Source organism: Cohnella sp. GCM10012308 (assembly GCF_042649185.1).
In the GTDB taxonomy this organism is placed as follows: domain Bacteria; phylum Bacillota; class Bacilli; order Paenibacillales; family Paenibacillaceae; genus Cohnella.
This window is the reverse complement of record NZ_JBHRYU010000011.1, coordinates 71,029-84,527: the sequence shown is the minus strand read 5'-3', so window position 1 is coordinate 84,527 and position 13,499 is coordinate 71,029. Positions and strand designations below refer to the sequence as shown.

The 13,499-nt window shown below is 60.3% G+C and carries 7 protein-coding genes; 5 read left to right on the top strand and 2 right to left on the bottom strand.

The window, feature by feature from the left end; genetic code table 11:
- Positions 1 to 61: 61 nt before the first annotated feature.
- Together ACFOTD_RS14640 and ACFOTD_RS14635 are read left to right on the top strand one after the other, a co-directional pair.
- Positions 62 to 217 (top strand): hypothetical protein, encoded by a 156-nt coding sequence (locus ACFOTD_RS14640; RefSeq protein WP_378119936.1) that lies wholly within the window; start codon positions 62 to 64, stop codon positions 215 to 217.
- Positions 218 to 451: 234 nt separating this feature from the next.
- Positions 452 to 4,264, top strand: a complete 3,813-nt coding sequence (locus ACFOTD_RS14635; protein WP_378119934.1) for an S-layer homology domain-containing protein — start codon at positions 452 to 454, stop codon at positions 4,262 to 4,264.
- 555 nt (positions 4,265 to 4,819) lie between these two features.
- On the opposite strand, the gene ACFOTD_RS14630 is transcribed toward ACFOTD_RS14635, so the two are convergent.
- Positions 4,820 to 6,454, bottom strand: coding sequence for a response regulator transcription factor (locus ACFOTD_RS14630; protein WP_378119932.1), 1,635 nt, complete (start codon positions 6,452 to 6,454; stop codon positions 4,820 to 4,822).
- Positions 6,455 to 6,466: 12 nt separating this feature from the next.
- Positions 6,467 to 8,188, bottom strand: a complete 1,722-nt coding sequence (locus ACFOTD_RS14625; RefSeq protein WP_378119931.1) for a sensor histidine kinase — start codon at positions 8,186 to 8,188, stop codon at positions 6,467 to 6,469.
- Positions 8,189 to 8,379: 191 nt separating this feature from the next.
- On the opposite strand from ACFOTD_RS14625, the gene ACFOTD_RS14620 reads away from it, so the two are divergent.
- From ACFOTD_RS14620 to ACFOTD_RS14610, 3 genes are all read left to right on the top strand, one after another.
- Positions 8,380 to 10,623: a galactose-binding domain-containing protein gene (locus tag ACFOTD_RS14620; protein ID WP_378119929.1), complete on the top strand. Its 2,244-nt coding sequence runs from the start codon at positions 8,380 to 8,382 to the stop codon at positions 10,621 to 10,623.
- Positions 10,624 to 10,754: 131 nt separating this feature from the next.
- The gene (locus ACFOTD_RS14615) at positions 10,755 to 12,461 is read left to right on the top strand and encodes an extracellular solute-binding protein (RefSeq protein ID WP_378119927.1); all 1,707 of its coding nucleotides are present in this window, start codon (positions 10,755 to 10,757) and stop codon (positions 12,459 to 12,461) included.
- Positions 12,462 to 12,585: 124 nt separating this feature from the next.
- Positions 12,586 to 13,485: an ABC transporter permease gene (locus ACFOTD_RS14610; RefSeq protein ID WP_378119925.1), complete on the top strand. Its 900-nt coding sequence runs from the start codon at positions 12,586 to 12,588 to the stop codon at positions 13,483 to 13,485.
- The last annotated feature ends 14 nt before the right edge of the window (positions 13,486 to 13,499 follow it).

The window sequence follows — 13,499 nt, the reverse complement described above, 5'->3', positions numbered from 1 at the left end:
GATCGTCAACGGCAAGAAGAGCAGCCTGCGGGCTGCTTTTCTTTGTCTATGTACGCCGGGCATGAGGGACGGACGCGCCTGCGTTTGCGGACAGGCGGCCGTAGCCGTCAACGGCGCCAAGCTGTACCTGGAGCCGGACGCGCAGTCGATGGCGTACGTCTCCTCGCACAACGCCAAATTCAACGAGAAGAACAAGGCATTGAAAAGTTCGCAATAGGCGGCTGCGGCCGGACGCGAGAGCTCCCCATATGGCAGACAGGCGCAACTAAAAGAGCCTGTTGCCTCATGGGGAGCTTTTTTCGCACAAAGCAATGAATTCGTTGAAATTGGTAGATACAAAATCAAAAATGGACGATTTTCCTCGCGAGGCTCCTCCCTTATCGTTAAATTATCGACGTCTCCGCCGGGCGGAACGTCGGTCATTCTCAATGAGAACGGAGGCGTTCGCTGAATGAAATTAAAGAGACTATTCTCGCTTCAAGGGCTGTCGTTGATCCTCAGCCTCTGCCTCGTCGCCGGTAGTTGCCCGCTTGCAGCTTCGGCCGGGACGCCTGACGCTTCGCCGGTTGCGGTAACCGCGTCGTATACGTATCACGGAGACCGCCTAGAGAACGTGAACGACGGAATCGTATCGTACGACGATTCGCCTAAAAACCGTTGGACGTCCTACGAATCGCCGAACGCGACGGACTGGGTACAGTTCGATTACGGAGAGCCGCTATCTAAAAACGCGGCCGGCGTGTACGTATTCGACGACGGCGGAGGCGTGAAGGCGCCGAGCGCGATCGATGTCCAATACTGGGACGGCGCAGCATGGACCAGCGTCCACAATCAAGCGCGGACGCCCGAGGCCCTAGCCGGCAACGATCTGAATCTGATCACCTTCGATTCCGCGGTCGCCTCGAAGTTCAGAGTCGTTTTCGTGCATTCGGGGTCAAAAAGCGGCGCAACGGAGATCGTTTTCGCCGATTCGAATACCGAACCGCTGCCGGGGGCGGAGGCTTCGCCGCTCGGGATCGTATCCGCTTCGTACACGTTCCGCCTGGATCAGGTTAGCAGCGTAAACGACGGAATCGTGTCCTACGACGATTCTCCGGCCAATCGCTGGACGGCGTACGAGTCGCCGAACGCGTCGGATTGGGTGCAAACGAACTTCGGCTCCCCGGCGCGCAAGGACGCCGTCGGCATCTATATTTTCGCCGACGGAGGGGGAATACAGGCCCCAGCCACCTACGACGTCCAATACTTGAACGCAGACGGCGTATGGACGAGCGTCCGGCAGCAGGTCAAGACGCCCGACGAGCCGACTGGAAATTCGCTCAACCTCGTCACATTCGCGCCTGTCGTCGCTCAGAAATTCCGCGTACTTTTTACGCATGGCGCAGCCAAAACCGGCGTAACGGAAATCGTATACGTCGATTCTGCCGTGCAGTCGCTGCCGGCACCGCCCTCCCTGGGTACGGTTACCGCCTCCTACACGAACGGCGGGGATACGGTCGGCAGCGTGAATGACGGGATCGTCTCGTTCAACGATTTCCCGCGCAACCGCTGGACCTCGTACGGCTCCCAAGCTGCGACGGATTGGGTACAGACGGAATACGAGCGCGCTTATTCCAAGAATACGGCCGGTATTTTCATTTATGACGACGGGGGCGGCGTCAAGGCGCCGAGCGATTACGACGTCCAGTACTGGAACGGAAGCGAATGGATTAGCGCGGCGGGCCAGATCCGGACGCCGGCGCAGCCTGCCGGCGGCGCGCTGAATCTGGTCTCGTTCGACACCGTGATCGCGAGGCGGTTCCGGGTGGTTTTCACCCATGCGACGGGCGCTCGGACGGGGGTCACGGAAATCGCTTACGTGGATTCGAATAAGGAACCGGTCCCGGTCGCTCCGCCCATCGTGATCCCCGAGCCGGTCATAGCGGTGACGGCACCGGCGCTCGGCTCGTCCGTCTCGGGTAAATTCAGAATTCAATTCAGCGCGCCGGATATGAAAAACGTATGGGCGAGGGCTTGGCACCAGCCGGACGAGACGCACGCCGATCCGAACGGATACGACGCATGGATCGCCAATACAGCGCCGGATGCGCTTGGTGCAGGCGAGGTCGAGATCGATGCAGATCTGCTGCCTCACGGTCCGCTGACGATTATCTTGAATGCCTGGGATGCGCCGGAGGGCGAACCGGCATTCAAGAAGTCGGCGACGAGCTACGTGCAGTTGTACAACGAAGGGGGAGTCGCCTGGAAAAAGGGCATTCCCGCACCGCCGCCGCAGGCGAACGGCATGCAAGTCAAGTTCGAGGACGATTTTGGCGGCCCGCTGTCGGTGTCCAAGACGGGCGCTGGTATGCAGTATGCGTCGTTGAAGCCGGATTGGCCGAATGGCTCGGAGTTCGGAGAAGCGATTTTCGCAGATCCGACTGACGCCGTAAATCCATTCACGGTGCTAGGCAACGATTATCTGAGGATCCGGGTCAGCCGGGCGCCGGAAGGATATGCCGATCCGCAGGGCTGGAACCGCAAATACATCGGCGGCCTCCTGTCGTCGGTCCGGCTCGACGGTACCGGCGTCTCCGCGACGAACGGCTACTTCGAGGCCCGGATCCAGATGCCCGCAGGCAAAGGAGCGTGGCCGGCCTTCTGGCTCATGTCTCAGAACAGCGCGGGTGCGGATCATCTGCCTTCGACGGCCGAACTGGATATCGTGGAGGCATACGGTCATGATCCGGCAGGCGCCTGCCAAGCCAAGCATTGGTGGTCGGGCAGCCCGGAGTCGCACCAGACGAACTGTTCCTCGGATAACTTCGCTTACGGGGATAACGCGTCCACCTGGCATACGTACGGCGCGAAGGTTACGGAGGACGAGGTTATATACTACATCGACGACGTCGAGGTGTGGCGGCACGATTCTTTCGCTCAGGCGAACACGCCGCTGTACTTTATGCTGAACCTCGCGCTTGGCGGAGGATGGCCGATCGATCTGAGCCCGTACGGAGATCAGATCGATATGTACGTAGATTATGTACGAGTGTTCGAGCCTGCGGAGGAACCTTCGGGTACGCCGTCGCCCGAGCCGAATACGTCCCCGTCGCCGTCGCCAACGCCTGCGCCTGAGGCCGGACATGGCGTCATTAAGCTTGAGACGCATTCGGAAAACGGCGGCATCATCGCGGCTTCGGTGCCGGCATCGGCGCTGACGGCAGCCGTCGGCAGCGCGGAGGACGGAATAATCGTCATACAAGCCCATGAAGCTCAGACGACGGAAGGACTCATTTTGCGATTGCCGGCCGGACCTTTGCGGAGTCAAGGGGCGGGATCGCTCCGCGTTGTCGAGCTCGACCTCGGCTACGCAAGCCTCACGATTCCGGCGGAAGCCTGGAGCCAGGCGACGGATGAGATCGTCGTTACGGTAAAGAAAACGCCAGGTTTAGCCCGATCAAAGGAGACGACGAGTGAAGTTAGGGGAGAGATGTACACGATCGGCATCTCCGCGGACGGAACCGACATCGCGTCGCTCGGCGCGGGCAAGCTCCGGATCGTGCTGCCCTTTGTCGCAGGCGCTTTGGATAAGACGGCATGGGCGGTCGCGAATCGCGTCGGCGACGACGGATCGCTTCAACCGATCGCAAACGGCAAGTACGATGAAGAAGCAGGCGGCGTCGCATTCCATTCGACGCGGACCGGGACGTTCGCGATCGGCTACCGGGCTGGCGGCTTCAAAGATTCGCAGGATCTCCCCTGGGCGTTTGAGAGCGTCGAAGCGCTGGGCGCGCGCGGGATTGCGAAGGGGGATGGCCGTGGCGGCTTTCTGCCGGGAGCCGGCGTGACGAAGGCGGAGTTCGCGGCCATGCTCCTAAGGACGCTGGCGCTGGACCTTAGCGCCGAGAACGAACCGGCGGAGCCGAATAAGCAGGCAGTGGCTTGGTACGAAGCGACGATGGCCGAAGCCCATCGTCTCGGGATCGTGTCGGGCCGCGGCGACGGGACGCCCGGCGGGAACGAGCCGCTCAGCCGGCAGGATATGGCGGTGATGCTTTACCGCGCCGCGCGGTTGAATGCGGGCATGCTGCTAGACGGCAACGGCGGCGAAGAGGCGCCTTTCGCGGATCGTTCGGACGTAGCCGGCTACGCTGCAGAGGCGGTCGATGCGCTGCAGCGCGCGGGCTGGATCTCGGGGATCGGAGGCGGCCGCTTTGATCCCGCCGGAGGGGTTACGCGCGGGCAGGCGGCGGTCTTGCTCTGGAATGCGCTGAAGTCGCAATAATAGGAAGGAGCTGTCTCAAAAGGTTGCTTGGCCTCTGCTGGTGCCGGGGGCCATCGAAGAGACGCTGTACAGCGTCTCTTTGCCACGTTTGGCGACGAGGTCCGCCCAAGAGACGCTGTACAGCGTCACTTTGCCACGCTTGGCGGCGAGGTCGCTTTAAGAGACGCTGTACAGCGTCTCTTTGCCACGGTTGGCGGCGAGGTCCGCCCAAGAGACGCTGTACAGCGTCTCTTCGCCACGGTTGGCGGCGAGGTCGCCCCAAGAGACGCTGTACAGCGTCTCTTCGCCACGGTTAGTGGCGAGGTCGCCCCAAGAGACGCTGTACAGCGTCTCTTTGCCACGGTTGGCGGCGAGGTCGCATCAAGAGACGCTGTCCAGCGTCTCTTCGCCACGTTTGGCGACGTGATTCAACTAAATGGAAGTGTCGAGCAAACCATTTACGAATGGAACGGTTTCTTTGTACATCATGCACATGTGGCTCGCCGGCCGCCGGCAGCCACAATATGCTCAAGAAGGTCCCATCGCCCCCCTCTTCGTTTGTCCCTGTCGTTCGCTCTACGCTTCGTCCCGGTACTCCTGCGGCGTACGGTTAAGCTCGCGTTTGAAGAAGCGTCCGAAGGAGGTGGCGGAATCGAAGCCCACCTTGAGCGCGATTTCGTGGATCTTGAGCTTCGAATCCCGCAGCAAATCTTTGGCCCGGGTCAGGCGCAGCTCCGTGATGTACTGGGACACGCCTTGTCCGGATTGCTGCTTGAACAACCTGGACAGATACGTCGGATTCAGGTAGACGATCTCGGCCAGCCGAACAAGCGACAACTCCTCGTCCAGATGCCCTTCCATATAGGCTTTTAGCTTGGCGACGAGCGCGTGGGCCCCCGCCTCGCTCTCCCGGTCCCTCGCCGCGAGCAGCAGCTCGATCGCTTCGCGGAGATACTGCAGAGCGTCTTCCCAGGAACCGTGCGCGGCCAGGGAGTATAGCTTGCCGAGTCTGTCGTCCGTAGCCAGCTCGTTCCACTTGGCATGCTGATTGACGGCGGACAGCAGCATGTAGGCGATGCCGTTGTACATCTCGTACAGGAATGCCTTGCGATGAATAAGCTGGCGGGACAGCTCGGCAAGCTCCTCAAATTCGCGCCGAATCCGGCTCTCGCTCCCGAGGTCGGAGGCGAGGAGCTGTCGTAGCTTGCTGCTGGCCTGGAGGGCGACGGCACTGGCGTCCTGGTCCGGCTCGAAGTTCATGCTGACGCCGTCGGTGAGCAGCATCTCCGTGCGCGTGCCGAATCCGAAGAACAGAATTTGCCGCAGCTCCGCGCATTTGACCGGCATGCCGGACCAAGGCGTTAGCTTGCTGCCGGCTGCGAACGATACGGACAGCTGCAAGTAACGCTTGCATGCCGCTTGTATGGATTCCAGTTGACCCGTCACATAACGGATCCATCGCACGGAGTCATCGGCGGTCGAGTCATCCGTCTCCTGATCAGGCTCCGCCTGCAGAAATGCAAGGAGTGCGCCGCTGTCGGGCGACCCGGCCGCGAATCGGCTGCCCGCCCAATATTCGCCGGCTATATTTTGTATGGCGTAGTCGAGCAAGGCTTTGTCCCCGTCGCTGTAGGAGGCGGGCCAGCTGTCGACGCGGGCGATGACAGGCAGCGCGCCGCGGTCCGCCCGCAGCGGAATGCTCAGCTCGTCCAGCCGTTGCTGACTGATCCCGCTCAGTCCACTGGCGATACGGTAGATGTAGTCTTTCTGCAGCATGCCGATCGACAACTGGAGCTGCTGCCTGGCCCGCTCTATCAGCCGGTCGCTCTCAAGCGCGCGGTTCAGTTCGTCCAGCGCCTTCTGAATGGCCTGGATAATCGCTTCGTCGCCATCGGACTTCAATATGTAGTCGATGCTTCCGCCGCGCAGCGCCGCCTGAATGAAGGAAAAGTCGTCATAGCCGGAGAGGAAGATCACGCGGCATTGCGGCCACTGCGCCACGATGCGGGCCTGGAGCTCGAGTCCGTTCATGCCGGGCATTCGGATGTCCAGCAGGGCGATGTCGATCTTCATCTGGCCAAGCAGCCGCAGCGCTTCCTCCGATGAATACGCGCCATATACGTCCAGTTCGAAAGGCGCCTCTTCCTCCAGCATTTGCTTGATGCCTCTGACGATGTTAGGTTCGTTGTCTACGACCATGATTCGTTGCATATCCGTTGCCCCCTACAAATTCGGAATATGGACAGTGATGCGCAGGCCGCCCGAAGGACTCCGATCCGCCCGAAGTGCCGCATCGGCGCCGAAGTGGAGCCTGATACGCTGCTGGACGTTGCGAAGTCCCTCGCTGCCCGATATGGCTTCAGGTTCGGCGAGCAGCTGCTGGATACGGGACATCCGATCGTCGTCCAGCCCGTCGCCGTCGTCCTCGACGACGATATCGGCACCGTCGTCATGTTCGGCGAACCGGATGGAGATCCGTCCGGGTTCCGTGCGATCCTCCAGCCCGTGATGGTAGCAGTTCTCGATGAGCGGCTGCAGGAACAGCTTGGGTACGGGCATCGCCGCGAGACGCGCGGGCACGTCGCCGAATTCGACCCGGATGTGATCCTCGAACCGGACGGTCTGGATCGCGACGTATGCCTTGCAGAACAAAACCTCCTGCTCGAGGGGGACGCTATCCGCGTTTTTGGTCACGTATTTGAAGTAATCGCCCAAGTGTTTGGTAAAAGGGATGACTTTGTCGATCTCGTGCATCTTGGCGAGACGGTATAAATTGAACAGGCTATTGTACAAAAAATGCGGATTGATTTGCGACTGCAGCTGTTTAAGCTCCGCTGCTTTGACCTGATATTTTTGCACGTAGACCTCGTTGATCAGTTCGTCCAGCCGCGATACGGTCCGGTTGAACTGCAAATACAAATAATTGAATTCATCCTTGGACCGGTAGCGGAACTTGAACGACAAATCCCCTTTTTCCAAACTTTTGAAGGCGCTCACCAATTGCTTGAGCGGGTTGTGGATCGTCCTGTACAAACGGTATGCGAAAAGCAAAATCACGAGCAGCGAAGCGAGCGCAATCCACCATACCCATGTGCCGTACTGCTTGATTGGCCCTATGAAGCTATCCTCGTCGATAAAGAGGATGAGCGTAAGTCCCAGCTTCTGCGATTTCTCGAAGAAAGCGTAATAACGTCCTGCTCCGTCAGAGATCGTCTCGTAGCCGCTCGTATCGCCGGCCCCCAGCCGCAGTCGGACCCGATCCCGGATGGGGGCCAGGTCGCCGGGCACGTTGCCGCCGGTCTCGTACCAGTCCAGCCGTTCGCTCATCAGCGCGGCGCCGCCGTTGCCGTTGATCTGATAGCCGGACAGCGACTGGCGGATGGCCTGGCCGGATATTTGCATCGCAATCGTGAAGCCTTTGCCGACGGGCTTCGATGTCGGATAGGGCGTGCTGAGCCAGAGGTTGCCCTCGAACAGCAAAAAGGGCGATTCGAACGGGTTAATGATCTGATTTAAAGCTTCCGCCTGTCGTCCGTCGATCGAGTCAAAGCTCGTGGCGGACACTTTGCGGTCGAGCGCCGGAAAGTTGACGAACGCGTCCGCGACGTAGGCGCTCATATTTTTGAGAATGAGCAGCTTCTGCTGCGCGTCCTTGATCGCCTGCGTGTATTGTTCGTTGGACATGATAATGGAGGCATATGCAAGGTTATTGATGTCGTCGTCAAACGTGTACTGCTGCTGCAGCGTGACGAGCGGTCCGAAGTCGTACTCGAGCGATTGCATATAGGATGTCGCCTTGGCCTGCATGGAGGCGGTGATCTCGTTGCGCACAAGACGTTCGCTCTGCAGGTTCATCCTCAGGCTGATAATGACGAGCGGGATCAGAATGAGCATGAAGGTCAGGACGAGCTTCGGAAAAATCGTCAACCGGTCGAATAGTTTCACGGAGGCGGAACGCTCCTTTGCGGGCAAAAGAATGATATCAGTATAGCTTGAAAACGCATTCTATGAATATCGGTTGACGAAAAGGTAAAGTAGGGAACAGGATGTAGTAGAATTCGGTAGATCGCAGAACGGACGCGAGCGATTAGAATAAGCCTTGCAACGCATCTCATGACGAAGGGGAAGTGGCAGCGATGTGGAGAGGCAAGCGGGGGAAAAGGTGGCTTCACGGTACTATTGTAAGCGTATTCTTGTTAAGTTTGTTTCCTGTATGGGGCGCCTCCGCAACGGATTCGGCGGCTTCGGTCACCGCATCTTACACGTTTTTCATGGATAGCGCGGCTTCGGTCAACGACGGCGTCGTGTCGTACAACGACTCGCCGAAAAACCGCTGGACGGCCTACGAGTCGCCCAACGCGACGGATTGGGTGCAGACGGACTTCGGCGCAGCCGCAGCGAAAAGCAAAGTCGACGTTTATTTTTACAGCGACGGGGGAGGCGTAAAAGCGCCGTCCGCGTACGACGTGCAGTACTGGAACGGAACGGCATGGATCAGCGCTTCGGGACAAGTCAAATCTCCCGCCGCGCCGACCGGCAATCAAGTGAACACGGTGACGTTCTCGTCCGTGTCGGCTTCCAAGTTCCGCATCGTCTTCACGCATGCATCCGGGGCGAAGTCGGGCGTGACGGAGATCGCTTACGGGACCGGGGCGGCCTCGACGCCAACGCCGACCCCAACTGCGACGCCGACCGCCGCGCCGACGCAGCCGCCGTCGCAGTTGTCCGGCGGCACGGCCTCCGCCTCCTACACGTTCTTTATGGACAGCGTCGCCCAGGTCAATAACGGGGTCGTCTCGTACGGCGATTCGCCGCACGACCGCTGGACGGCCTACGAGTCGCCGAACGCGACGGACTGGGTACAGACCGACTTCGGCGGCAGCGTATCCGCGAGCCAGGCCAAAATCTACCTCTACTCGGACGGCGGCGGCGTGAAGGCGCCATCCGCCTACGACGTGCAATATTGGACCGGGTCGGCCTGGACGAGCGCGTCAGGCCAGGTCAGATCGCCGTCCGCGCCGGCGGGCAACCAGTTGAACACGGTCAGCTTCAACGCCGTGACGGCGTCCAAGTTCCGAATCGTGTTCACGCATGCCTCGGGATCAAAGTCTGGTGCGACCGAGATCGCCTACGTGGGTTCGGGATCGGCAACGCCGACCCCGACGCCGACCGCCACGCCCACGGCAACACCGACGCCAACACCGACGGCAACACCGACCGTCACCCCGACGCCAACGCCGGGATCTTATCCGAGTTACCAGGTCAGCGTCATATCGCCTGCCTACGGCGGTACGGTCAACGGCACGGTGACGATCAAATTTTACGCGCCAGGCATGCAAAACGTCTGGGCAAGATCGTGGCATCAGCCCGACACGGCTAATCCCGGTGCCAATGGTTACGACAGCTGGTTCGCCAGAGTTACGCCGGACGCCAGCGGCTACGGCGAGGTCGTATTCCCTGCGAACCAGTTCCCCCACGGACCGATTACGGTCATCCTGAGCGCTTGGGATACCCCCGAAGGCAACCCGAACTTTGCGCATTCGGACAATTGTTACCTGCAGTTGTACAACGACGGCGGCGTCGTCTGGAAGCAGGGCGTGCCGGCCGCGCCGCCGCAGGCATCCGGCATGAGCGTGCTCTACCAGGACGACTTCACCGGTCCGCTGTCGATCTCCCGGACAGGCGCCGGCGCCACATACGCCTCGTCCAAGCCCGACAGCCCCGGCGGTTCCGAGTTCGGCGACGCGATCTTTGCCGATTATAACGGCCCGTACAATCCGTTTGCCGTGCTCGGTAACCAATATTTGCGCATCCGCGCCAGCAAGACGCCGGCGGGCTACGCGGATCCGATGGGCTGGAATCGCACGTACTTCGGCGGCATGCTGTCTTCCGTGCGGACGGACGGCACGGGCGTGGCCGCGACCTACGGCTACTTCGAGGCACGCATTCTGATGCCGTCGGGCAAGGGGACATGGCCCGCTTTCTGGCTCATGTCGCAGAACAGCATTTCCCAGCACGTGCCGTCTACGGCCGAGCTCGATACGGTGGAGGCTTACGGACAGTCGGCAGCCGGCTCCTGCAGGTCGCAGCACTGGTGGGGCGTCACGCCGGAGATCCATCAGACGCATTGCTCGGAGACGGCCTATTCCTTCGGCGACAACGCTTCGACCTGGCATCTGTACGGCACCAAGATCACGCCGACCGATACGATCTACTACATCGACAACATCGAGGTGTGGCGCCATGCGACGTTCGAGCAGGCCAAGACGCCGATGTACTTCATGATCAACCTCGCGCTTGGCGGCGGCTGGCCGATCGATCTGGTGAGGTACGGCAACCAGGTCGACATGTTCGTGGATTACGTGCGGGTGTTCCAGTGAGCGTGCGTTAAAAGTAGAGATCGGTAGACGCAAGGTAGAGCCGGGCTGATGTCAGCGGCCCGGCTTTGCCTTTAAGATAAAGCACATGAGGCAATCGTCCTCCAACAAGGAAAACAGGGGGTTCATCCTGCATGAACAATATCGTTAAGAAAAGGTTCGTCGCGGCATCGCTGATCGCGGCCATGTCGCTCGTATCGGCTTGCGCGGGCAACGGCAACAACGCGGCCTCGCCCTCCGCTTCGGCGCCGGCTTCGTCGTCGGCTTCCGCAGCTTCGCCGTCCGCATCCGCCCAGCCCGAGGCTGGCAAGCCGGACCCGAACGCCAAGTACGACCCGCCGATCGAGGTAACGACGGTCCGGTACACGGATTCGTCGTTCAAGTTCAAGGACGGAGAATCGCTCGACAATAACGCATGGACGAGAGCGTACGAAGAGGAGCTAGGCATCAAGGTCAAAAACAAATGGATCGTCAACGGCGACCAGTTCAACCAGAAAATGAACCTGTCGATCACGTCCGGCGACCTGCCGGATTTGTTCATGGTAGACGCCAAGCAGCTTCGCGAGCTTGCCGAGGGCGGCATGCTCGAGGATCTGACGCAGGCCGTGGCGGACTACGGCACGGATTTAACCAAAGAAATGATCGACAGGGGGACCAATGCCAAGGCTGCGGCCACTTATGAAGGCAAGCTTGTAGCGATTCCGCCGGCTGAGGATTACCTGGGCGGCGCGCCGCTCCTGTGGGTTCGGACCGACTGGCTGCAGAAGCTGAACCTCCCCGAGCCGAAGACGATGGACGACTTTCTGAAAATCGCGGACGCCTTCGCCAATCAAGATCCCGACGGCAACGGCAAGAAGGATACGTACGGCCTGGCTGCTTCCAAGGACGTCATCGGCGGCTATCCGGACTTGTCCGGCTTCATGAACGGTTATCATGCATACATGAACGTATGGATCAAAGACTCCTCCGGCCAGCTCGTGAACGGCAGCGTCCAGCCGGAGATGAAGACGGCGCTCGGCAAGCTTCAGGAGCTGTACAAGGCCGGCGCGATCGACAAGGAGTTCGGCGTCAAGGACGGCGGCAAGGTCGCGGAGATGCAAACGGCCGGCAAGATCGGCATGAACTTCGGCGCGATGTGGAATCCGCTCTGGCCGCTGCAAGACAACGTCAACGCCGACAAGAACGCGGAATGGGGCGCCTTCCCGATCCCCTCCGCGGACGGGACGCCGGCCAGCGCCCAGGCCAACGCCGATTTCAACAGCTTCTGGGTCGTCAAGAAGGGCGCCGCGCATCCCGAGGCGATCGTCAAGCTTTTTAACGTGTATAACGAGAAGATCGCCGGGCCGAACGCGGAGCCGCAAACCTACCATACGGTCGACGGCATGGAAGTGTTCAAGTATGCAGTCATGGCGAACGGCTTCGGCACGCCGCAGGGATTGCTGACCGTGCACAAGAACGTTGTCGCGGCCTTGAAGTCAGGCGACAGCGCCTCCCTGCTGCCCGAGGAGAAAGGATACTTCGACAAGATCAAGGCGTTCGAGGGCGGCGATCGGGCCAACTGGGGCACGAACAAAGTATTCGGCGAAGGCGGCTCATGGGCGGTCATCGGGCAAAATTACGTCGACGGCGGCCTGCTGATGAAAAACGCGTACTACGGACCTCCGACGCCCGGCATGACTGAGAAAAAGGCCATCCTCGACAAGCTGGTGCTGGAGACGTTCACCAAAATCATCCTCGGTTCTCCGCTGTCCGATTTCGACAAATTCGTCTCCGATTGGAACAAACTGGGCGGCGAGCAGATCACCAAGGAAGTCAACGACTGGTACGCGTCCCGATCCTGATCGGGCGGACTACAGTCGGCAGCGGGGCCGGAAGCCCTTTCCGGCCCCGCTTGCATTGAAGCGAAGCGGCCCGTCACGGGCCGGATGCCGGCAGACAGAGACGAACAGGATCGGAGGGATCCGCATGCGATTCGCGCGAACGAGGCGTCAGCTGCCGCTTCATTTAATGGTGCTGCCGTCGGCGGCGCTCGTGCTCATTTTCAGCTATGGACCCATCATGGGGCTTTACATCGCTTTTCAAAAGTTTTCGGTCGTCAAGGGCATGTTCCACTCGCCGTGGAACGGTCTCGATAACTTCGACTATATGTTTTCGCTTCCCGACATCTGGCAGGTGATCCGCAATACGCTCGTGATCGCGTGCCTTAAGATCGCGGCGGGACTCGCGGTGCCGATCGTCGTCGCGCTGCTGCTCAACGAACTCGGCAACCGCATTTTCAAACGCTGGATTCAGACCTTAATCTACCTCCCGCACTTCCTTTCGTGGATTATTCTGGGAGGGGTGCTCATAGATGTGCTGTCTCCGACCTCGGGCATCGTGAACCAGCTGCTGGGCGCGTTCGGGATCGAGCCGATCTTTTTCCTGGGCAACGCGCACTGGTTCCCCGCCGTGCTGGTCGTATCCGACGTCTGGAAGGAGTTCGGCTTCAGCACGATCGTGTATCTGGCCGCCCTGACCGGCATCAACCCCGCGCTGTACGAGGCGGCGGTCATCGACGGGGCGAGCCGCTGGAAGCAGACGCTGAATATCACGCTCCCCGGCATGCTGCCCGTCATCGTTTTGCTGGCCACGCTCAGTCTCGGCAACGTGCTGAACGCCGGCTTCGACCAGATTTTCAATTTGTATAGCCCGCAAGTGTACGAGAGCGGCGACGTCATCGACACCCTCGTCTACCGGCTCGGTCTCGAGCAGGCGCAGTACAGCTTGGCTACCGCGGTCGGACTGCTGAAGTCGGCGGTGTCCGTCGTGCTGATTTCCGCGTCGTACGCGCTCGCCTACCGGCTGGCCAACTACAGGATATTCTGAAAGGAGACCGAAGC